The sequence below is a fragment of the Streptomyces sp. NPDC050211 genome (assembly GCF_040656035.1).
Classification (GTDB): domain Bacteria; phylum Actinomycetota; class Actinomycetes; order Streptomycetales; family Streptomycetaceae; genus Streptomyces.
Genome location: NZ_JBFALC010000003.1, coordinates 342791 through 363365 on the forward strand (window position 1 = coordinate 342791; position 20575 = coordinate 363365).

The 20575-nt window shown below is 70.1% G+C and carries 18 protein-coding genes; 10 read left to right on the plus strand and 8 right to left on the minus strand.

Going from position 1 to position 20575, the window contains the following annotated elements:
* Window positions 1–57 precede the first annotated feature (57 nt).
* Window positions 58–543, minus strand: a complete 486-nt coding sequence (locus AB0I98_RS05495; RefSeq protein WP_362935642.1) for a ribose-5-phosphate isomerase — start codon at window positions 541–543, stop codon at window positions 58–60.
* Window positions 544–759: 216 nt separating this feature from the next.
* Between AB0I98_RS05495 and AB0I98_RS05500 the strand changes: the two genes are divergently transcribed.
* Entirely contained in the window at window positions 760–2202 is a 1443-nt protein-coding gene (locus AB0I98_RS05500; RefSeq protein WP_362935645.1) for an amino acid permease, read from the plus strand.
* On the opposite strand, the gene AB0I98_RS05505 is transcribed toward AB0I98_RS05500, so the two are convergent.
* Complete coding sequence (locus AB0I98_RS05505; protein ID WP_362935648.1) at window positions 2189–4054, minus strand: protein kinase; 1866 nt, start codon at window positions 4052–4054, stop codon at window positions 2189–2191. The genes AB0I98_RS05500 and AB0I98_RS05505 overlap by 14 nt on opposite strands.
* Window positions 4055–4248: 194 nt before the next feature.
* Between AB0I98_RS05505 and AB0I98_RS05510 the strand changes: the two genes are divergently transcribed.
* On the plus strand, window positions 4249–4974 hold the full coding sequence (locus tag AB0I98_RS05510; RefSeq protein WP_362935651.1) for an LPXTG cell wall anchor domain-containing protein: 726 nt from the start codon (window positions 4249–4251) through the stop codon (window positions 4972–4974).
* 87 nt (window positions 4975–5061) lie between these two features.
* On the opposite strand, the gene AB0I98_RS05515 is transcribed toward AB0I98_RS05510, so the two are convergent.
* On the minus strand, window positions 5062–5646 hold the full coding sequence (locus tag AB0I98_RS05515) for a biotin transporter BioY (RefSeq protein WP_362935654.1): 585 nt from the start codon (window positions 5644–5646) through the stop codon (window positions 5062–5064).
* A gap of 285 nt (window positions 5647–5931) precedes the next feature.
* Between AB0I98_RS05515 and AB0I98_RS05520 the strand changes: the two genes are divergently transcribed.
* Both AB0I98_RS05520 and AB0I98_RS05525 read left to right on the plus strand, forming a co-directional pair.
* Window positions 5932–7308, plus strand: a complete 1377-nt coding sequence (locus tag AB0I98_RS05520; RefSeq protein ID WP_362935657.1) for an amino acid permease — start codon at window positions 5932–5934, stop codon at window positions 7306–7308.
* A gap of 103 nt (window positions 7309–7411) precedes the next feature.
* A complete protein-coding gene (locus AB0I98_RS05525) occupies window positions 7412–8053 on the plus strand; it encodes a superoxide dismutase (RefSeq protein ID WP_362935660.1) in 642 nt (213 codons plus the stop codon).
* A 141-nt stretch (window positions 8054–8194) separates the two neighbouring features.
* Here the strand turns inward: AB0I98_RS05525 and AB0I98_RS05530 are convergent, their stop codons facing one another.
* From AB0I98_RS05530 to AB0I98_RS05540, 3 genes are read right to left on the minus strand one after another with little or no spacing between them, the layout of a single operon-like run.
* Window positions 8195–8968 (minus strand): SAM-dependent methyltransferase, encoded by a 774-nt coding sequence (locus AB0I98_RS05530; protein ID WP_362935662.1) that lies wholly within the window; start codon window positions 8966–8968, stop codon window positions 8195–8197.
* Between the two features lie 21 nt (window positions 8969–8989).
* A complete protein-coding gene (locus AB0I98_RS05535) occupies window positions 8990–9610 on the minus strand; it encodes a histidine phosphatase family protein (protein WP_362935665.1) in 621 nt (206 codons plus the stop codon).
* 54 nt (window positions 9611–9664) lie between these two features.
* On the minus strand, window positions 9665–11098 hold the full coding sequence (locus tag AB0I98_RS05540) for an FGGY-family carbohydrate kinase (RefSeq protein ID WP_362935668.1): 1434 nt from the start codon (window positions 11096–11098) through the stop codon (window positions 9665–9667).
* Between the two features lie 162 nt (window positions 11099–11260).
* Between AB0I98_RS05540 and AB0I98_RS05545 the strand changes: the two genes are divergently transcribed.
* From AB0I98_RS05545 to AB0I98_RS05560, 4 genes are read left to right on the plus strand one after another with little or no spacing between them, the layout of a single operon-like run.
* On the plus strand, window positions 11261–12073 hold the full coding sequence (locus tag AB0I98_RS05545; RefSeq protein ID WP_362935671.1) for a DeoR/GlpR family DNA-binding transcription regulator: 813 nt from the start codon (window positions 11261–11263) through the stop codon (window positions 12071–12073).
* The gene (locus AB0I98_RS05550; protein ID WP_362935674.1) at window positions 12070–13104 is read left to right on the plus strand and encodes a 2-hydroxyacid dehydrogenase; all 1035 of its coding nucleotides are present in this window, start codon (window positions 12070–12072) and stop codon (window positions 13102–13104) included. The genes AB0I98_RS05545 and AB0I98_RS05550 overlap by 4 nt, the downstream gene beginning before the upstream one ends.
* 19 nt (window positions 13105–13123) lie before the next feature.
* On the plus strand, window positions 13124–14569 hold the full coding sequence (locus tag AB0I98_RS05555; protein WP_362935677.1) for an FGGY-family carbohydrate kinase: 1446 nt from the start codon (window positions 13124–13126) through the stop codon (window positions 14567–14569).
* Window positions 14569–14763, plus strand: coding sequence for a hypothetical protein (locus AB0I98_RS05560; protein WP_362935680.1), 195 nt, complete (start codon window positions 14569–14571; stop codon window positions 14761–14763). Before AB0I98_RS05555 ends, AB0I98_RS05560 begins: the two co-directional genes overlap by 1 nt.
* Before the next feature lie 10 nt (window positions 14764–14773).
* Here AB0I98_RS05560 and AB0I98_RS05565 read toward each other — a convergent pair whose 3' ends face one another.
* Complete coding sequence (locus AB0I98_RS05565) at window positions 14774–15418, minus strand: DsbA family protein (RefSeq protein ID WP_362935683.1); 645 nt, start codon at window positions 15416–15418, stop codon at window positions 14774–14776.
* Window positions 15419–15565: 147 nt separating this feature from the next.
* Here AB0I98_RS05565 and pepN point away from each other — a divergent pair, with 147 nt between their 5' ends.
* Both pepN and AB0I98_RS05575 read left to right on the plus strand, forming a co-directional pair.
* Window positions 15566–18154: an aminopeptidase N gene (gene pepN, locus AB0I98_RS05570; RefSeq protein ID WP_362935686.1), complete on the plus strand. Its 2589-nt coding sequence runs from the start codon at window positions 15566–15568 to the stop codon at window positions 18152–18154.
* Between the two features lie 246 nt (window positions 18155–18400).
* Complete coding sequence (locus tag AB0I98_RS05575) at window positions 18401–19438, plus strand: hypothetical protein (RefSeq protein ID WP_362935689.1); 1038 nt, start codon at window positions 18401–18403, stop codon at window positions 19436–19438.
* A gap of 85 nt (window positions 19439–19523) precedes the next feature.
* On the opposite strand, the gene bla is transcribed toward AB0I98_RS05575, so the two are convergent.
* Window positions 19524–20468, minus strand: a complete 945-nt coding sequence (bla, locus tag AB0I98_RS05580) for a class A beta-lactamase (RefSeq protein ID WP_362935692.1) — start codon at window positions 20466–20468, stop codon at window positions 19524–19526.
* Between the last annotated feature and the right edge of the window lie 107 nt (window positions 20469–20575).

The following is a 20575-nucleotide window of genomic DNA, read 5'->3' on the forward strand; positions in this document are numbered from 1 at the left end:
CCTTTCCCACCCACCCGCCTGTCTCGGTCTCCTGACAGGCGGGCCTCGAAAAAACCTCTACTGCTGCGGGTGGTGCGCCGGGATCGGCGGCAGGTCCCCCGTCGTCTCGTACCCCGCCAGCATCTCGATCCGCCGCGCATGGCGCTCGTCGCCCGAGAACGGTGTGCCGAGGAAGGTCTCGACGAACTTGGTCGCCTCGTCCGTCGTGTGCATGCGCGCGCCCACCGCGACGACGTTGGCGTTGTTGTGCTGCCGGCCGAGCGACGCCGTCTCCTCGCTCCAGGCGAGGGCCGCACGGACGCCCTTGACCTTGTTCGCGGCGATCTGCTCGCCGTTGCCGGAGCCGCCGATCACGATACCGAGGGAGTCGGGGTCGGCCGCGGTGCGCTCGGCGGCGCGGAGGCAGAAGGGCGGGTAGTCGTCCTGGGCGTCGTAGATGTGGGGGCCGCAGTCCACGGGGTCGTGGCCGGCCGCCTTGAGCCACTCGACGAGGTGGTTCTTGAGTTCGAAGCCCGCATGGTCGGAGCCGAGATACACGCGCATGGGGAGAGTGTGACACGGCTGTTTCCGGGCGGCAGCCTCGGGGCCCACTCAGGAAAAGTGTGAGCAACACTACAGAACCTCAGGAAAACCTCAAGTAACGATCCGGAATCAAAGGTTCAATAATCCATTCACCTCCGATTCACTGGACCGATTCGTACGCCCCCGTGCACCGCTCGCACGGGAATCTGCTCGTCCGGCGCAAAGGAAATCCCCTCCATGACCTCGCAGCCGACCCTTTCCAAGGCCAGCAAGGAACCTGGACCCACCGGCGATCCCGGTAACGGCCTCCAGGCAGGTCTCAAGAACCGCCATCTGTCGATGATCGCCATCGGCGGTGTCATCGGAGCCGGACTCTTCGTCGGCTCCAGTTCCGGTATCGCCACCGCCGGACCCGGCATCCTCCTGTCGTACGCCCTCGTCGGCACGCTCGTGGTGCTGGTGATGCGGATGCTCGGTGAGATGTCGGCGGCCAACCCGACCTCGGGTTCGTTCTCGGCGCACGCCGACCGGGCGCTCGGGCGCTGGGCCGGGTTCTCCATCGGCTGGCTGTACTGGTTCTTCTGGGTCGTGGTGCTGGCCGTCGAGGCGACCGCCGGTGCGGTGATCCTGGAGGGCTGGATACCCGCCGTCCCGCAGTGGGCCTGGGCCCTGATCGTGATGGTGGTGCTGACCGCCACCAACCTGGTCTCCGTCGGGTCGTACGGCGAGTTCGAGTTCTGGTTCGCCGGGATCAAGGTCGTGGCGATCGCCGCGTTCATCGTCATCGGCGGTCTCGCCGTGTTCGGGCTGCTGCCGGGCGTCGACAGCGAGCAGGCCGGGCTGAGCAACCTCACCGACCACGGCGGATTCCTGCCGAACGGGCCGGGCGCGATCCTCACCGGTGTGCTGCTCGTCGTCTTCTCCTTCATGGGAAGCGAGATCGCCACGCTCGCCGCCGGCGAGTCCGAGAACCCGCAGCAGGCCGTCACCAAGGCCACCAACAGCATCATCTGGCGGGTCGCCGTCTTCTACCTCGGCTCGATCTTCGTCGTGGTCTCCCTGCTCCCCTGGGACAGCAAGTCGATCGCCGACGACGGCTCCTACGTCGCCGCCCTCGACTCCCTCGACATCCCGCACGCCGGTCAGATCATGAACTTCATCGTCCTGACCTCGGTGCTGTCCTGCCTCAACTCCGGCCTCTACACGGCCTCCCGCATGGCCTACTCGCTCGGTCAGCGCGGTGACGCGCCCAAGGCCTTCGCGAAGACCACCAGCCGTGGAGTGCCGCTCGCGGCGATCATCGCGTCCGTTGTCTTCGGCTTCGTCGCGGTCTTCTTCAACTACAAGTTCCCGGACTCCGTCTTCCTCTTCCTGGTCAACTCGTCCGGCGCCGTGGCGCTGTTCGTCTGGCTCGTCATCTGCTTCTCGCAGCTGCGCATGCGGAAGATCATCCAGGCCGAGGCACCGGAGAAGCTGGTCGTCCGGATGTGGCTGTACCCGTACCTCACCTGGGCCACGGCCGCGCTGATCGTGTTCGTCCTCGGCTACATGCTCACCGACACCGAGCACGACGGACGCAAGACGGTACTGCTGTCGCTGCTGGTCGCCGCGGTCGTCCTGGCCATCGCCTTCGCGAAGGAGAAGCTGGCCCGCACGACGAAGGCGCCTACAGCACGGTGAAGGTGTCCTTGACCTTCTTGTACGTCTTCAGCGCCTGCGCCTCGATGTCCGGCTGATACCACGTGTTGACCTGGTACGACGTTCCCTCCACGGTGAAACCCAGGAGCTCGGCGTGCCAGGCGACGCCCTTGATGGTGAAGGCGTACTCCCAGACGACCGCCGGGTAGCCGCGGAAGGTCGTCTCCTCCAGGCGGATCGTGTCGTACTGCCCTTCTTGGGCGTTCTGCTCGGAGCGCCGCCAGGTCTCCAGCAGGTCACCGCGGGCCACCGCGGACTTCGTGGCGAGTTCCTGCTTGGCGTCCGGGGATGTGTAGTGCACCTCGGAGCCCGTCTTCACATCGCGCCGCCAGCCCTCGGGCGGCACCCAGGCGTATCCGCCCGCCTCTTTCCGGGCGCCCGGCGGCAGGGTCTGCGGCCTGGACGTGCCTTCTACGGTGGCCGAGGGAGTGTCGCTCGAGGGCGTGGACGCTCCCGCCTTCTTGTCGTCCGGCGACCCGGAGTTCAGCATCAGCACGACCGCGATCACGGCACCGGCGGTGACCGCTGCCACGGCGGCCAGCAGGCCCGTACGACGGCGTCCGCGCCCGGTGCCGCCGCCGGCCGGGACGGCGGGGCCCGGGAGTTCGCCGGGCGGCATCGCGACCGGCTGGGCGGCGTACGGCGGACTGTGCGCCTGCGTCGCCGCCTCGGCGCGTACGAAGGAGACACCGGTCCTGCTGCCTGCCGCCGAGTTGGCGGACGGGGTCTCGGAGCGGGTCTCCGAGCGCAACTCGGAGGCGGCTTCGGTCGAGGCGGATGCGGGAGTGGGGATGGAGGTGCGGCTGGGGCCGAAGTCGTGGGTGTCGACGGGTCGTTGCGGCTGGGGGTGGACCTGGGACTGGGGAGGTTTCGCGTCCTCGATGGGTTCCGGTTGCGACTGCCGGGGGTCGCGCGGGGCGGGAATGCGGTGGTGCTCGATGAGAGCCGGAGTGGGTGATTCCGGCGGCCGTGGGGCGTCCTGTGGCTCCGGTTCCGCGCGCGTGGGCGCCGGTTCCTCCTGCTCTTCCCCTTCTACGGCTTCCGCGGCGACGGAACGCAGCGTGGACTCCAGGTCGTCCAGGCCCGGCCGTACCGACGGCTCCTTCTCCAGAAGGGAAGCCAGGATCGTGGCCAACGTGCCTGCGGAGGAGGGGATTTCGGGCTCCTCGTACAACACCGCGTGCAGTGTGGCCAGGGTGGTGTCGCGGGAGAAGGGGGAGCGGCCGCCCATCGCCGCGCAGAGTGTCGCGCCGAGGGACCAGATGTCGGACGGCGGGCCCTGAGGGCGGCCGGAGACGCGCTCGGGGGCCATGTAGTCGGGCGAGCCGACCAGCATGCCGACCATGGTGAGCGCCTTGGCGTCCTGGATGGCGGCGATGCCGAAGTCGGTGAGGACGACGCGCTGTCCGCCGCTCTCGACCAGGACGTTCCCGGGTTTGATGTCGCGGTGCAGCACGCCACGTGCGTGCACCTGGCGCAGCGCCTCCACCAGGCCGAGTCCGATCCGTGCCGCCTCGCGCTGTCCGAGCGGCCCGTCCTCGGCCATGATCCGTTCCAGGGAGCGGCCGGCGACCAACTCCATGACGATCCACAGGCGTTCGCCCTCGTCGACCACGTCATACACCCGCACGACGTTGGGGTGGTCGATCCGGGCGGTGGCCCTGGCCTCGCGCAGGGTGCGTTCCCGGCGGGTACGCGCGTCTTCGGCATCGAGGCCGTCGATGCGCATTTCCTTCACGGCCACCTGACGATCGAGTATTTCATCGGCGGCTCGCCACACCCGCCCCATACCTCCCTGCCCAATACTTTCGACCAATCGGTAGCGCCCCGTCACCAATAGCCCAGGAACCCCGCCGCTCCTCGTGTTTCCCGTGCTTTCCGTATTCCCCGGCAATCCGCTGCACCCCCTCAACTGCTCCTCGTCTGAAACACAATGGTCACACTTCAGGCCGTACCAGCATAGTGCGGAGAAATCTTGTGGTAGCTCTTCAAGTACTGCGAATTCAGGCGCAGGCAAGGGGGACGAACATGAGTTCTCGTCGTATGACGACCATCGCGGGATCGCTGGTTGCGGCATCCCTTTCGTCGGTGATGATCTTTTCCGTCACCGCCAGTGCGGATGACCAGGGGCCCGGAAGCAGCAAGGGGGGCAAGGCCGTTGACGAGGCGCCGGCGGATGTCGAGCTGACCACACTGCTGCCCGAGGAGATCTCGGTCGACAACAGTTCACAGGAAACGGCGATGACCGCCACGGTGAAGAACGAGGGGACCAAGGACAGCGGCAAAATCAGGCTCTGGGTCGTTGGCTTCGACGGCCTGACCGTAAAGAACGTCCAGGGGTGTTCGCCGATTGCGGAGGGCGATCTTCCCGAGGGCTCGAACAGCGGTTACACCTGCCCGATCGACAATCTCGCGGCCGGTGATTCCAAGTCGTACGACGTCGATGCGACGTACGACGTGAGCCAGACCGGAGAGAAAACCGGAAAGATCTGTCTGCCCGTGCAGAACAGCGACGGAAGCAAGACATTCTGGCAACAGGGCCCGGTGCCGTTCGGCACGACGAACCCGTCACCGGACGCCCCGGCCACCCCGCTGCTGCTCGGCACCGACAACGCGCCGGTGGCTCCGGGCAGCGACGAGCTGCCGAAGACCGGTCCCGGACGTGACGTCCTGCCGCTCGGCGCGGCGGGCGCGGCGCTGATCACGGCCGGCGCGGCCGGGCTGTGGTGGTCGCAGCGGAGGCGCGAGACCTGAGCCTCGGCACAAAAGAGCACAAAAAACCGGGGTGCGGCTCACTGCCGCACCCCGGTTTCACGCTGTCGACTCACAACAGCCAGTAGCTCAGCGCTTGTTGACGAACTTCCAGGCGGTCGGCAGCAGCCCCATCGCCAGAGCCGCCTTGAGGGCGTCGCCGATCAGGAACGGAGTGAGGCCGGCCGCGATCGCCGCGGACGCGGACATGTCGGCGGCGAAGGCGAGATACGGCACGCCGATCGCGTAGATGATCGCCTCGCCGAGCAGCATCGCGCCCGCCATGCGCAGGACGGAGCGGTCGGCGCCGCGGCGGGCCAGGGCGCCGACGACGGTGGCCGCCAGCATCATCCCGATGATGTAGCCGAAGGAGGCGGAGACCCCGGACGCCCCGTTCGCGAACCACGGCACACCGGCAAGGCCGGCCAGCGCGTACACGACGAGCGCGAGCAGCCCGCGCCCGGCGCCGAGGCTCGTGCCGATCAGCAGCGCGGCGAAGGTCTGTCCGGTCACCGGCACCGGGGAGCCGGGCACCGGCACGGCGAGCTGGGCGGCGAGGCCGGTGAGCGCGGCGCCGCCGAGCACGAGCGCGGCGTCCCGGACGCGGGAGGCGGGGAGGAGGTCGGCGAGGACCTGCCCGGTGCGGGCGGGGGCGGCGACGGCAGCGGTGCTCATGGGGACTCCGAGTCAGGGCGGTTCGGGACACCGTGACGCTAACCCAGGGCACCTGAGCGCAGCACCGTCACCGCTCGACAAAGGCCGGAGCGCGGCTGTGGTGGGCTCCTGACAAAGAGTGCCGGTTACACGTGACCCGGCGTGATACGGGTCACTGAGGTAAGGCCACGTGGGTCACCCATACGGCCGTATGCAGGCACTGTAGGGTCTCGCCAATCCGGAACCGATACCTCCCCTTTACACTCCTGAGGTCGCACCCCCTCACGCATTGGACGAGCCGCGCCCATGCCCAGCACCACCGTCGAGACGCCGCCCGACGCGGACGTCTCCCTCTCCCACGGCCTGAAGCAGCGCCATCTGTCCATGATCGCCCTCGGCGGTGTCATCGGCGCGGGCCTGTTCGTGGGCTCCGGCGCCGGTATCGCCGCCGCGGGACCCTCGATCGTCGTCGCCTACGCCCTCTCCGGCATCCTCGTGATGCTGGTGATGCGGATGCTGGGCGAGATGTCGGCCGCGTACCCCTCCTCGGGCTCCTTCTCCGCGCACGCCGAGCGCGCGATCGGCCCCTGGGCGGGCTTCACCGCGGGCTGGTCCTTCTGGGTTCTGCTCTGTACGGCCGTAGGCCTGGAGGGCATCGGCGCGGCGAAGATCATGACGGGCTGGCTGCCCGGCACGCCGGAGTGGGCTTGGGTCGCCCTCTTCATGGTGGTGTTCTGCGGCACGAACCTGGCCGCCGTGAAGAACTTCGGCGAGTTCGAGTTCTGGTTCGCCGCGCTGAAGGTAGGCGCGATCACGCTGTTCCTGGCCCTTGGCATGCTGGCGATCACCGGCGTCCTGCCCGGCACGGACTCCCCCGGCACCGCCCACCTCACCGACTTCCTCCCCAACGGCGGCGAGGGCCTGGTCATCGGCCTGCTCGCGTCCGTCTTCGCCTACGGCGGACTGGAGACGGTGACGATCGCCGCGGCCGAGTCCGAGAACCCCGTCCGGGGCGTGGCGAGCGCGGTCCGCACGGCGATGTGGCGCATCGCCCTCTTCTACATCGGCTCCATGGCCGTCATCGTCACCCTGGTCCCCTGGGACTCCAAGGAGGTCGTCGAGAAGGGCCCGTACGTCGCCGCCCTCGACGAACTCGGCATCCCCGGCGCGGGCCAACTCATGAACGTGGTGGTGCTCGTCGCCCTCCTGTCGGCGATGAACGCCAACATCTACGGCGCCTCCCGCATCGCCTACTCGCTCGTCGAACGCGGCCAGGGCCCGAAGGCACTCGGCAAGGTCTCCTCGGGCGTGCCCCGGACCGCCGTACTCACCTCCTCCCTCTTCGGCTTCGGCTGCGTCCTGCTCAGCTACTGGCGCCCCGACGACGTCTTCTCCTGGCTTCTGAACATGATCGGCGCGGTCATCCTGGTCGTCTGGATCTTCATCGCCACCTCCCAACTCCGCCTCCGCCACCGCCTGGAACGCGAGAGCCCGGAAAAACTCGTCGTCCGCATGTGGGCCTTCCCCACCCTCACCTGGGTCGCCCTCGCCGGCATGGCAGCGATCCTCACCCTGATGGCCCGCGAGCCCGACACCCGGGTCCAGCTGTACTCGACGGGCGCGATGACGCTGGTGCTGGCAGGGACCGGGTATGGGTGGCAGAGGGTGCGCGCCAAGCGCTGACGCCCCTGCGACGGCACCAAAGCCCCCGGGTGATCCACCCGGGGGCTTTTTGCTGTTAGCTTGTTATTGCAAGCTACTTGCAACAAGCCTGAGGGGACCCTTCATGCCCGTCTACACACTCCCGGAACTGCCCTACGACTACTCCGCGCTCGCCCCCGTGATCAGCCCCGAGATCATCGAGCTGCACCACGACAAGCACCACGCGGCCTATGTGAAGGGCGCCAACGACACGCTGGAGCAGCTGGCGGAGGCGCGGGACAAGGAATCGTGGGGCTCGATCAACGGGCTGGAGAAGAACCTGGCCTTTCATCTCTCCGGGCACATCCTGCACAGCATTTACTGGCAGAACATGACCGGTGACGGCGGTGGCGAGCCGCTGGAGAAGGACGGTGTGGGAGAGCTCGCGGACGCGATCGCCGAGTCCTTCGGATCCTTCGCGGGCTTCAAGGCGCAGCTGTCCAAGGCCGCCGCGACGACGCAGGGTTCGGGCTGGGGTGTGCTGGCGTACGAGCCGCTGAGCGGGCGGCTGATCGTGGAGCAGGTCTACGACCACCAGGGCAACGTCGGGCAGGGCGCCACGCCGATCCTCGTCTTCGACGCCTGGGAGCACGCCTTCTATCTGCAGTACCGGAACCAGAAGGTCGACTTCATCGAGGCGATGTGGCAGGTCGTCAACTGGCAGGACGTGGCCCGCCGTTACGAGGCCGCCAAGTCCCGCACGGACGTCCTGCTGCTCACGCCCTGATGCGTTGATCCCCTGATCCCTGAGACGTCCTGCCTCGTGATCGTCTTCTCACCGTTCACGTTCGGCAGGCGGATGAAGGAGCCGACCCCGCGAGGACGTGACTCGCGGGGTCGGCTCTGAATATGCCGGGGCTTCGGGACTTCAGGGCTTGCGGCCCAGCCCCCCGTGCTGACCGATCGGCGTCGGGTTCTCGGTCTCCGGGCGCCACAGAGGCACCGAGACGACTCCCGGCTCCACGAGCTCCAAGCCCTCGAAGAACGCCGCGATCTGGTCGACGGGGCGCAGGAAGTACGGCACGGCGCCGGACTCGTTGTAGGTGTCCTGGGCCTGTTCATAGGCCCGGTCGGTGCCACGGGAGCCGTCGTTGATGGAGAGGTAGCTGCCGGAGGGCAGGCCGTCCAGCAGCTGACGGACCATGTCGCGGGGCCGGTCGTGGTCGGGGATGTGGCCGAGGACGCCGCTGAGGATGAGGGCGGTGGGGCGGGTCAGGTCGAGGTGGCGGTTCGCGGCGGCCAGGATGCGGTCCGGGTCGTGGAGGTCGAGGTGCTCGTATGCCGTCGAGCCGTCCGGCGTGGACGTGAGCAGGGCGCGGGCGTGTGCGAGGACCAGCGGGTCGTGGTCGACGTAGAGGATCCTCGACTCGGGAGCGTGGCGCTGGGCGACCTCGTGAGTGTTGTCCACGGTCGGCAGGCCGGAGCCGATGTCGAGGAACTGGCGAACGCCTGCGTCATTGGTCAGGTACCGGATGGTGCGGCCGAGGAAGGCGCGGCTGCTGCGGGCGATGGTGGAGATGCCGGGGAAGACGGCCGTGTAGGCGTCGCCGGCCAACTCGTCGGCGGGGTAGTTGTCCTGGCCACCGAGCCAGTAGTTCCAGATCCGGGCCGAGTGCGGCACCGAGGTGTCGATCTCCGTCATGTGGCCATAGTGCTACGGCAGTTAGAGCTCGCACGGCACATTGAGGGAGATCAGGGCGGCGGAGCCGCCGGTGTTCATACGGAGTTCGGTGAGTGCCGTGTTGTGGAGTTTCGGGAAGACGCGGCGGTATTCGCTCAGTGGGATGGACAGCAGGCTGCACAGCACGAGGCGGAGCAGGGTGTTGTGGGCGACGACGAGGACGCGGTCGCCGGGGTGGGCTGCGGCGATGCGGCGGAGGGCTGCCGTGCCGCGGGCCGCGGCGGTCACCGGGTCCTCGGCTTCGGGGAAGGGGTTCGCTGCCGGGTCGGTACGGAACGCCTTCGCGCGTTGGGGGTTCTCGGCGGCGAACTGCGCAAGCGTACGGCCCTCCAGGACCCCGAAGTCGCATTCGGCCAGGGCGGGTTCGCGGTGCGGGGTGAGGCGCAGGGCGCGGCAGGCGGGTTCCGCGGTGGCGACGGCCCGGGAGAGCGGGGACGTCCAGATCGCGTCGACCGGATGCGCCGCCGCCCACCGGCCCAGCGCCTCGGCCTGGGCGCGGCCCGTGTCGGTCAGGGCGATGTCACTGACTCCGGCGTACCGGTTCTCGGCGTGCCAGACGGTCTGGCCGTGGCGGGCCAGGAGAAGGGTCGTGGTGGTGCTCATGGTTCGGGAGTATCCACGGTGAGCGTCATGGTTCGGCGGTATCCATGGTGGGCCTCATGGTTCGGCGGTATCCATCGTGAGGCGGGCGCGGGCGTGGGCCGCGATCTGGGGCGGTAGCCAGCCGCGCGCCTCCAACTCGTCGATGAGGCGGGCGTACGGTTCGGCGAAGAGGACTGTGCGGTCGGGGCGGGGGTCGATGACGGTTCGGATGCGGACCATGCGTTCGGCTGTGTCGGCGAGGGAGGTGCCGGCTCCGGTGCCGTATGCCGCCAACGCGGCCATGCCCAGGGCCGGTTCCGTCTGTTCCGGTACGCGGGCCGTGCGGCCCAGGACGTCGGCGCGCAGTTGGTTCCAGTACGGGCTGCGGGCGGCGCCACCGGTGAACGTGAGGGTGCCGTCGAGCGGGGCGCCCAGGTGGTGCAGGTAGTCCAGGCAGAGGCGCTCGGTGAAGGCGACGCCCTGGAGCAGCGCGGCCCACAGGTCGGCGTCGCAGCTGGGTTCGCCGAGGACGACGGCGGTGGCGTCCGGCGCCAGGAACGGGAAGCGTTCGCCGGGTGACGCCAGCGGGTAGGTCACCGCGCCGGACGGTTCGAAGGCCGCCGCCTGTGCGTCCATGGCGGCCGGGTCGGCACCCGAGAACGCGGCGGTGAGCACGCCCGCGCCGACGCTGGACGCCCCGCCCGGCAGCCACCCCCCGTCCGGCGCACGGTGGTTGTAGACGACGCCGGCCGGGTCCCGGACGGGGTGCGAGGTGGCGCCCTTCAGTACCAGCGTCGTGCCGAGCACCGAGTTCCAGGAGCCCTCGCGCAGCGCGCCGGAGGCGATCTGGGCCGCGCAGCCGTCGGTCATCCCGGCGATCACCGGGGTGCCGGCGGGGATGCCGGTGGCCTCGGCGGCGGCCACGCAGACCTCGCCGAGCCGGGTGCCGGGCGGTACGACGTCCGGCAGCGCCCCGTCCGGCAGGCCGAGGATGTCCGGCCAGGCGTCGCGCTCCACGTCGTACGCCGTCTTCAGCGCATGACTGGAGTCGGCCGGCACCCGCCGGCCCACGAGCCGTGCGGTGATCACGTCGGGCTGGTGGGTGAGCCGTCCGGGCCCGTATGTCTCCGCCAGCCACCGTGCCTTCGGCAGTGCCCAGGTGTCCTGCACCGACAGCCCCGCCGCCCGGGCCTTGGCTCCCTGCTCCCCTGCCCGCCCGTCGTCGTACATCAGGGCCGGGCTGATCGGCTCCCCTGAGATGTCGGTCAGCAGTACCGTCCCGGACGTCCCGCACACCGCGACCCCGCGCACCGCTGCGTGCCGGGGCAGGGCGGCCTGGGACGCCGTGCACACCGCGTCCCACCACTCCCCCGGATCCTGCTCGTGCCGTACGCCGTCGCGCCGACCGGTCAGCGGGGCCGTACCCCTGCCCAGGACCGTGCCGTCCGCGGCGACGAGCAGCGCCCGGACGCCCTGCGTCCCCAGGTCGATCCCGAGCCATGACTCCATCGGACCTCCCACACCTGGCCGTGAACTTCTCACTCTGCACCGAGGTTTCCACCTGCGCGAGGGATTGACGCCCCACTTCCACCGTTCCACCCTCTGTTAACGAGTCGACTCGACCCGTTGGCCCAGCACCCGGCCGGAGCGTCCAGGACGAAGGATCGGGCAATGAGCAACACACAGCAGGGGCCCGCGGCCCGTCAGGCCGCCATGGCGGAGCTGGTCCTGGCCGACGGCTCGGCGACCGCCGCCGAGCTGGCCGAGCGCTTCGGGGTCAGCCTGATGACCATCCACCGGGATCTGGACGAGCTCGAACGGCAGGGGATCGTACGGAAGTTCAGAGGTGGCGTGACGGCGCAGCCGTCCGGGGTGTTCGAGTCGAATGTGCAGTACCGGCTGAAGACCATGCGGGCGGAGAAGGCCGCGGTCGCCGCGCATGCGATGAAGTCGATAGAGCCGGGCATGGCGATCATGCTCGACGACTCCACCTCCGCCCTGGAGATAGCCCGCCGGCTGCGGCTCGGCGAGGTGACCCCGCTGACGGTCGTCACCAACTTCCTGGAGGCCATCAACCTCCTCTCCGACCAGCGCGGCATCCACCTGATGGCGCTCGGCGGCGACTACGATCCGCTGCACTCCTCCTTCCTCGGCGTGTCCTGCGTGGAGGCGGCGCAGTCGCTCCGCGTCGACGTCTGCTTCGCGTCCACGTCGGCCGTGCACGGGGGCTACGCCTACCACCAGGAGCAGCACATCGTGTCCGTGAAGCGGGCGATGCTCGACTCGGCCGCGCGGAACGTCCTGCTGATCGACCACACCAAGCTCGCCCGGGTCGCCCTGCACCGGGTCGCCCCGCTCTCCCGCTTCGATCTGCTCCTCGTCGACGACGGGGCGTCGGCCGAGGCGCTGCGGGACCTGGACGAGCACAAGGTCCGCTACGAGGTCGTCATGTCTTCGACGCCGATGGGAGACGCACCGCGATGAACGGAACGCTACGGGTCCTCGCCGCCGGGGATCACTTCGTACTGCCGTCGCTCATCGCGTCGTCGGTGGGCCAGGAACTCCGCGACCACCCCTGTGACGTACGGGAGTTGACCCTCGGCTGGCCCCTGGAACCCTTCGGCCCGGTCGCCGAGGTGACGGAGGCGAGCGACGCCGAGGAGGATCTCATCGCGGCGCTGTCGGACGACCGCGAAGTGCTGGTCACCCAGATGGCCCCGGTCACCGAGCGCGTCCTCGACGCCTCCCCCTCCCTCCGCCTGGTCGTCGTCTGCCGCGGCGGCCCGGTCAACGTCAACCTGGAAGCGGCCAAGTCCCGTGACGTACGGGTGTGTTTCTCACCCGGCCGCAACGCCGCCGCCACCGCCGAGTTCACCGTCGGCCTGATGCTGGCGGCCCTGCGCCGCATCCCGCAGGCCCATGACCTCCTTGCCCGGCAAGGGAGTTGGCAAGGGGCGACCTACTACACGTACGAGCACAGCGGCCTGGAGCTGGAGGACCTGCCCGTCGGGCTCGTCGGCTACGGGGCGGTCGGCAGCCGTGTGGCCCGCGTCCTCTGCGCCTTCGGCGCCCGGGTCATGGTCTACGACCCCTACGTCCACGGCGAGATCCACGGACTGCGGCTGTCGTCCCTGGACGAGTTGCTCACCCGCTCCCAGGTGATCACCCTGCACGCCCGCCTCACCCCCGAGACCCGCGGCCTCATCGGCGCCCGCGAACTCGCGCTCCTCCCACCCGGCGCGGTCGTCGTGAACGCGGCCCGCGGCCCCCTCCTCGACGAGGACGCCCTCTGCGACGCGCTGGAGAGCGGACGGCTGTCGGCGGCGGCCCTGGACACATACGAGCGGGAGCCGCTCCCCGCCGGCTCGCGACTGCTGGGCCTCGCGGAACGCGTCGTACTGACCCCGCACTTGGGCGGAGCGAGCCGAGCGACAGCCGAGAAGGCGGCGGCGATCGCGGCCGGGGAGGTCGGACGGTGGGTGCGCGGGGAGCCGCTGGCGCACTCCTTGGGGTGAGGACTGGAGGTAGGGCTCTATGTACGTCGGGATCGATGTGGGCACGTCCATGGTCAAGGCCGCGGCCTTCGACCGTGGCGGCCGTGAACTCGCCGTCGAGGCACGGCCGGTGCGGCTGTCCCTCCACGGCGGTTTCGTCGAGCAGGACATGGAAGAGGTGTACGGGGCGGTGGTCGCCGTACTCGACGCGCTGACCGCCCGCCTGCCGGAGGAACCGATCGAACTGGCGGGCCTCACCGGCCAGGGCGACGGAGTATGGCTGGTCGACGACTCAGGACGCCCGATCCGCCCCGCCGCCTCCTGGATGGACGGCCGCGCGCACGAACTGCTCGACCGGTGGCAGGCGGACGGCACCTTCGAGACGGTGTTCCGGCGCACCGGCAACGCGATGTTCCCCGGCTGTCCGGGCCCGCTCCTGGCCTGGCTGGACGCGCACGAGCCGAAGTCGCTCGACGCCGCGAAGGCCGCCGTGTACTGCAAGGACATGGTGTTCCAGCGGTTGACGGGGGCGGCGCGGGCGACGACGGACGTGTCGGATGCGTCGATGCCGTTCCTGGACCCGAGGTCGCGGTCGTACGACAACCGGGTGGTGGAGCTGCTCGGCCTCACCCACCGCCGGGGCCTGCTCGCCCCCATCAGCGACCCGCTGGCCACCGCCGAGGCGCGCGGAGAAGGGCTGCCGTCCGGGACTCCGCTCGCGAACGGCCCGTACGACCTCCCCGCCAGCGCGCTCGGCGCCGGCGTCACCTCCCCGGGCGACGGTCTGCTGATCGTGGGCACATGCCTGGCCGCCCTCGTCGCGACGACCGACCTGGACCTGACCGGTGAGCCGGCCGGGCTGTACATCTCCACCGACCGGCCCGGCCACTGGCTGCGTGCGATGCCGGCGATGGTCGGGACGGCGGCGCTGGACTGGGTGCTGTCGACGACGGGCGTCGCCCATGAGGAGGTGGACGCCCTGCTGACCGACACGCCGCCCGGTGCGCACGGCGTCCGCGTCCTGCCGTACTTCGCGCCCTCGGGCGAGCGCGCGCCCTTCGTCGAGCCCGGCCTGCGCGCCGAACTCACGGGCGTCAGCCTGGAGTCGACCCGTGGCGACCTGGTCCGGGCGACCTGCGAGGGCATCGGTTATGCCGCCCGGCACTGTCTGGAGGCGGCGGGCCTGACGGGGTCGCTCGCGGTGTGCGGGGGCGGTACCCGCAGCCACGCCTGGATGCGGCTGCTCGCCGATGTGCTGGGCCGGCCGCTGCGGGTGGTCGAGGGCGAGGTGGGCGCGCGGGGCGCGGTGCTGGCGGCGGCCGAGCGGTACGGGGTCGCGCTGGACGAGGGCGTGTGGACGGAGCCGACGGAGGTCGTCGAGCCGGACGCGGGCCGGGCCGCGTACTACGCGCGGGGGTATCGGGACCACCTCGCCCGGCTGGCGCAGGCGCGGGCCGCTGTCGGCGCCGCGGGGCGGACCGCCTGATGTTCAGGCGCTGCCCGAACTGCGGTGGCGGCCCGCTCCAGGAGTTCCGCGAGCTGAATGACGCGGAGAAGGAGATCGTCCGGCAGCAGAAGAAGGAGTTTCCGCCGGAGGCCTACGTCCGGTGCGCCCGCGACGGCTGCAGACGGTTCCAGCGGAAACTCAAGTGGGACGACGGGGGGAACTTCCCCGAGTGAGTCGTGATGCTTACAGGTTGCTGAAGTCCGGCCCCTTCGTCCGCGTGCGCTTGATCTCGTAGAAGCCGGGGACCGAGGCCACGGCGAGGGTGCCGTCCCAGAGGCGGGCGGCCTCCTCGCCCTTGGGGGCGGGGGTGACGACGGGGCCGAAGAAGGCGAGCTGTTGGCCGTCCGCGCCGGGCACGGCGATGACGGGGGTGCCTACGTCCTGGCCGACCTTGTCGATGCCCTCCTTGTGGGAGGCGCGCAGCTCGGCGTCGAACTCGAAGTCCTCCTGGTCGAAGTAGTCGATCAGGTCGGCGGGCAGGCCGGTCTCGGCGAGGGCGCCGACGACGGCCTCCCGGGTCGGGCCCTGGTCCTCGTTGTGGATCCGGGTGCCGAGCGCGGTGTACAGCGGGCCGAGTATCTCGGAGCCGTGCTTCTGCCAGGCCGCGGTCACCACCCGGATCGGCTGCCAGGCCTTGGTCTCCAGCAGCTCGCGGTACTCCTCGGGCAGCTCGTCGAGCTTCGGCTCGTTCAGCACGGCCAGGCTCATGATGTGCCAGCGGACCTCGATGTCCCGGACCTTCTCCACCTCCAGCACCCAGCGAGAGGTCATCCAGGCCCAGGGGCACAGCGGGTCGAACCAGAAATCGACGGGGGTCTTGTCCGACATGTCTCTCCTCATGAGGCGGGCAGGTCTCCGCGGAACGTCTGGAGAACGTCCCTGCTCGCCCGGCCATTCCCTGATGCCGCCGGTCAGAGCCACATGGCAGGATCAGTGCCGTCCACATACTGAACAGACCCCGAGGGAGTGCCGCCCGTGCCCGGTGAGAATCTGTCCCGCGACGAGGCCCGGGAGCGGGCCGCCCTGCTGTCCGTCGACGGGTACGACGTGTCCCTCGATGTGCGCTCCGCCATCGGTGGCGGGGACGGCGAGGACGGGGCGCCGCGCACCTTCCGTTCGGTCACCACGATCCGCTTCCGCTGCGCCGAGCCCGGCGCGACCAGCTTCGCGGACCTGATCGCGCCGAGCGTGACGGCCCTCTCCCTCAACGGCAAGGACCTCGACCCGAGCGAGGTCTTCGACGGCTCGCGGATCACCCTGGAGGACCTCGCCGCCGACAACGAACTCGTCGTCGACGCCCAGTGCGCCTACTCCCGCACCGGCGAGGGCCTGCACCGCTTCGTCGACCCCGAGGACGGCGAGGTCTACCTCTACACGCAGTACGAGCCGGCCGACTCCCGCCGCGTTTTCGCCAATTTCGAGCAGCCGGACCTCAAGGCCCCGTTCCGCTTCGAGGTGCGGGCGCCCGAGGAGTGGACGGTGTGGAGCAACGGCGTCGGTGAACTCACGGACGGGATCTGGCGGTTCGCGGAGACGAAGCCGATCTCGACGTACATCACGTGTGTGGTGGCGGGCCCGTACCACTACGTCACGGACTCGTACTCCCGCACTTTCACCGACGGCACGACTATGGACATCCCCCTCGGCGCCCTGTGTCGCAAGGGGCTCGCCCCCTACTTCGACGCCGACGACGTGTTCCTAGTGACCAAGCAGGGCCTGGACTTCTTCCACGACCACTTCGACTACCCGTACCCGTTCGGGAAGTACGACCAGGCGTTCGTGCCCGAGTACAACCTCGGTGCGATGGAGAACCCGGGACTGGTCACCTTCCGGGAGGAGTTCATCTTCCGGGGCAGGGTGACGCGGGCGTCGTACGAGGGCCGCGCGAACGTCGTACTGCACGAGATGGCGCACATGTGGTTCGGCGACCTGGTCACCATGGAGTGGTGGGACGACCTGTGGCTGAAGGAGTCGTTCGCGGACTTCATGGGCGCCTTCGCCCTGGTGGGCGCGACCCGCTTCCAGGACGGCTGGATCACCTTCGCCAACCGCCGCAAGGCGTGGGCGTACCGCGCGGACCAGCTGCCCTCCACGCACCCCATCACGGCGGACATCCGTGATCTCCAGGACGCGAAGCTGAACTTCGACGGCATCACGTACGCCAAGGGGGCTTCGGTCCTGAAGCAACTCGTCGCCTACGTCGGTCAGAACGCGTTCCTGGAGGGCGCACGGCGCTACTTCAAGCGGAACGCGTACGGCAACACGCGCCTCGGTGATCTGCTGTCGGTGCTGGAGGAGACCAGCGGGCGTGACATGGGGACATGGGCGCGGTCCTGGCTGCAGACGGCCGGGGTGAACTCGCTGACTCCGCAGGTGCTGCTGGACGCCGAGGGCCGGGTCGACGAGCTGGCGGTGTTGCAGGAGGCGGCGGAGTCGCATCCGGAGCTGCGGCCGCACCGGGTGGCGGTGGGGCTGTACCGGCGTGCCGAGGGCGGGGCGCTGGAGCGGTACGCGCGCGCCGAGGTGGACGTCGACGGGCCGCGTACGGTCGTGGCGGAGCTGGTGGGTGCGCAGGCGCCGGAGCTGGTCCTGGTCAACGACGACGACCTGACGTACTGCAAGATCCGCTTCGACGAAGCGTCGCTGGCCACGCTGAAGGACGGTCTCGGCGGGATGACCGATCCGTTGGCGCGGGCCCTGTGCTGGTCGGCGCTGTGGAATCTCACCCGGGACGCGCTGCTGCCGGCGCGGGACTTCATCGGTCTTGTGCTGCGGTTCGCGGGGCGCGAGTCGGACATCGGGGTGCTCCAGATGCTGCACGCCTGGGCGAACTCGGCGCTGGTGCACTATGTGGCGCCCGGGTGGCGGCCGGTCGGCGAACGGCTGCTGGCCGAGGGCGCGTTGCGTGAGCTGCGGGGTGCCGAGCCGGGCAGTGAGCATCAGCTGGCGTGGGCGCGGTTCTTCGCGACGGTGGCGGTGGGCGAGGGCGACCTGAAGCTGCTGAAGGGGCTGCTGGAGGGCACGGAGACGATCGAGGGCCTGGCGGTGGACCAGGAGCTGCGGTGGGCGTTCCTGGAACCCCTCGCCGCGCACGGGGTCGCCGACGAGTCGGTGCTCGCCGCCGAACTGGCCCGCGACGACACCGCGTCCGGCAAGCGGCACCAGGTCCGCTGTCTCGCCGCCCGCCCGTCGGCCGCGGTCAAGGCGCAGGCGTGGGCGCAGGTCGTCGAGTCCGACGCGCTGTCCAACGCGCTGGTCGAGGCGACGATCGCGGGGTTCGGACAGCCGTCGCAGCGGGAGCTGCTCGCGCCGTACGCCGAGAAGTACTTCGCGGCCATCGAGCGGGTGTGGTCCGAGCGGTCGATCCAGATCGGGATGGATGTGGTGCGGGGGCTGTTCCCGGGGTTGCGGGACTCCGAGGAGACCCTGGCGGCCACGGATGTCTGGCTGTCGGCGCACGAGTCGGCGGCTCCGGCGCTGCGGCGGCTGGTGCTGGAGGCGCGGGACGATCTGGCGCGGGGGCTGCGGGGGCAGGCGTGCGATGCGGCGGCCGACGGCCGGTGATCCATGACTCGTAGGACCTTTGATCCATGACTCGTGGGACCTTTGGCCAACGATCACGGCCCTCCGTGACCGTTACGGAATTCAGGCAATAGCAGCCGTAACCCCTGGTCCAACCCGAACGGACCAGGGGTTTTCCGTGCCTACTCGGCATCCGAACACCCGTCCTTTAGTGCCAGGTTGTCCGCTTTTGTCGACGGGCGTGTAACAACGGTTAAGGGGCGGATCGGACGCGGAAGCCTCCGGGTCATGAACCACAACACCCCGCTCTCCCCCCGCCCCCTCCGCCACCTCTCCGAGGTGCACCGCCGCGTCATGACCGCGGCCCAGCTCCGCTCGCACGGCGTGTCCGCGGCCGACGCGAACGACCAGTGCCGGCCCGGTGGCCCCTGGCAGCAGATCCTGCCGGGCGTCTTCCTGCTCCACCCGGGCCCGCCGACCGGCGAGGAGCGGCTGCACGCGGTCCTGATGTACGCGGCACGCGAGTCGTCCCCCGGCGTGCCGGCCCAGCCCGGCGCGGGCGACCCGCACCGACCCGTGTACGCGGAGGCCATGATCACGGGCCTCGCGGCGCTGACCCTCCACGGTTTCGCCTCCGCTCCCCCGCTGCTGTCCCTGGAGAAGCTCGACGTCCTGGTCCCCCGGCTGCGCCGGCTGCGCTCCGCGGGGCCGGCCCGGATCGTCCGTACGGCTGCCCTGCCCACCCCGCAACAGGTCACCGGCGTGCCCGTAGCCCCCGTCCCCCGCGCCCTCGCCGACGCGGTCTCCGGCCTCGCGGACGCCGGCGCCGTACGCCGCCTCCTCACCGAAGCCGTACGCGGCGGTCACTGCGAGCCGGCCTCCGTCGTCCGGGAGTTGAACAACGCCAAGCTGCTCAGCCGGCCGCATGTCGTGGACGCGGTGGACTCCCTGCTGGCCGAGGGCCGCGCGATCGCGGAGGACCGGCTGTACCGCATGGTCCGCGAGTTCGGCCTGCCCGACCCGGTGTGGAACGTCGACCTGCGGCTACCCGGTGGCCCTCACCTCGGCGGCCTGGACGCGTACTGGCCCGAGCAGGCGGTCGCCGTGGAGCTGGACACCCGGGCACCCCGCCAGGACGAGGACGCCCTGTGGTCCGAATACGCCCGCAAGCGCGAGCACTTGGAGCGCCTCGGCATCACCGTCGTCCACATCACGCCGAAGAAGCTCCGGGACTCGATGGAACAGCAGGCCACGGTCGTCCGCACGGCGCTGATGGCGTCGGCGGACCGCGATCCGGCCGCGTATGTCGTGGTGCTGCCCCGGTAACGACGGACCGGGACCGGCATCAGGAGGGGAGAGGAGGGGCCACCGGGCCCGATGCCCGGGGCCCCTCCTCATGCACACGTGGCCCCTAGCGGCCGAGGCCCTCGACCGCCACCGTGGCGGCCTTTGCGATCAGTGCGTCGTCTCGTTCGGCGTCCTTCTTGCCGCGGGTGGACAGGACGGTCATGAGGATGGGGTTGCCGCCGTCGTCCGGCCAGATCACGGCGATGTCGTTGCGGCCGCCGTATCCGGCGGTGCCGCTCTTGTCGGCGACGTCCCAGGGCTTGGGGACGCCGGCCCGGATGAGGGTGCGGCCGGTCATGTTCGTGGTCATCCACTGCCTGAGGAGCAGGCGTTCGTCGCTTTTCAGGGCGTCGCCGAGGAGGAAGGCGCGCAGGCTTCCCGCCATCGCGCGGGGTGTACTCGTGTCGCGGATGTCGCCCGGAGTGCCCTCGCTCATCTCCGTCTCGTAGCGGTCCATCTCGGTGACGTCGTCGCCGAACTCCTCCAGCACCTTCTCCAGGCCGTCGGGGCCGCCGAGTTCGTCGAGGAGCAGGTTGACGGCTGTGTTGTCGCTGTACCAGAGGGTCGCGGCGCACAGCCCCCGCAGGGTCATGCCGGTGTCGACGAAGTTCTCGGACACGGGCGAGTTCTCGACCAGGTCGTCGCGGGAGTACTTGACCACCTTGTCGATGCCGTCCGTGCCGTACTTCCGGAGGATCGCCCCTGCCGCCAGCGCCTTGAACGTGGAGGCGTACGCGAACCGGTCGTCCGCGCGGTAGCCGACCGAGCGGCCCGTGCCGGTGTCCAGGGCGTAGACACCGAGCCGTGCGTCGAACTGCCGCTCCAGGGAACGGAATTCCGGGCCGGTGGGTTGCTTCGTGGCTGCCGTCAGCGACTCGGCTCTCGCCGCACTAGCGGATGAGCCGGTCCCGGACGCGGCTTCCTGGCCGCACGCCGGAAGCGCGGCCAGGGCGAGCAGTCCGGCCGCCGCCCAGGCGGCGCCTCGGCGGGTGCGAAGCGGATACGTCATGGATGAACCTCCAGGCCGTCGATGGGCAATGGGCCGTGGGCCCCGGGGAACCCCTGGGCCGCGACCAACTCTCCGGGCCGCGGGGTGCCGAGGTCCAAGACGCGGAC

Bases quoted from the DNA above. Each gene is read 5' to 3' on its own strand.
- AB0I98_RS05575 (WP_362935689.1), top strand. From the start codon at position 18,401: ATGAACCACAACACCCCGCTCTCCCCCCGCCCCCTCCGCCACCTCTCC.
- AB0I98_RS05520 (WP_362935657.1), top strand. From the start codon at position 5,932: ATGCCCAGCACCACCGTCGAGACGCCGCCCGACGCGGACGTCTCCCTC.
- AB0I98_RS05500 (WP_362935645.1), top strand. From the start codon at position 760: ATGACCTCGCAGCCGACCCTTTCCAAGGCCAGCAAGGAACCTGGACCC.
- AB0I98_RS05495 (WP_362935642.1), bottom strand. From the start codon at position 543: ATGCGCGTGTATCTCGGCTCCGACCATGCGGGCTTCGAACTCAAGAAC.
- AB0I98_RS05535 (WP_362935665.1), bottom strand. From the start codon at position 9,610: ATGAGCACCACCACGACCCTTCTCCTGGCCCGCCACGGCCAGACCGTC.
- AB0I98_RS05555 (WP_362935677.1), top strand. From the start codon at position 13,124: ATGTACGTCGGGATCGATGTGGGCACGTCCATGGTCAAGGCCGCGGCC.
- AB0I98_RS05525 (WP_362935660.1), top strand. From the start codon at position 7,412: ATGCCCGTCTACACACTCCCGGAACTGCCCTACGACTACTCCGCGCTC.
- AB0I98_RS05540 (WP_362935668.1), bottom strand. From the start codon at position 11,098: ATGGAGTCATGGCTCGGGATCGACCTGGGGACGCAGGGCGTCCGGGCG.
- AB0I98_RS05515 (WP_362935654.1), bottom strand. From the start codon at position 5,646: ATGAGCACCGCTGCCGTCGCCGCCCCCGCCCGCACCGGGCAGGTCCTC.
- bla (WP_362935692.1), bottom strand. From the start codon at position 20,468: ATGACGTATCCGCTTCGCACCCGCCGAGGCGCCGCCTGGGCGGCGGCC.
- AB0I98_RS05565 (WP_362935683.1), bottom strand. From the start codon at position 15,418: ATGTCGGACAAGACCCCCGTCGATTTCTGGTTCGACCCGCTGTGCCCC.
- AB0I98_RS05530 (WP_362935662.1), bottom strand. From the start codon at position 8,968: ATGACGGAGATCGACACCTCGGTGCCGCACTCGGCCCGGATCTGGAAC.
- AB0I98_RS05510 (WP_362935651.1), top strand. From the start codon at position 4,249: ATGAGTTCTCGTCGTATGACGACCATCGCGGGATCGCTGGTTGCGGCA.
- AB0I98_RS05550 (WP_362935674.1), top strand. From the start codon at position 12,070: ATGAACGGAACGCTACGGGTCCTCGCCGCCGGGGATCACTTCGTACTG.
- AB0I98_RS05560 (WP_362935680.1), top strand. From the start codon at position 14,569: ATGTTCAGGCGCTGCCCGAACTGCGGTGGCGGCCCGCTCCAGGAGTTC.
- AB0I98_RS05545 (WP_362935671.1), top strand. From the start codon at position 11,261: ATGAGCAACACACAGCAGGGGCCCGCGGCCCGTCAGGCCGCCATGGCG.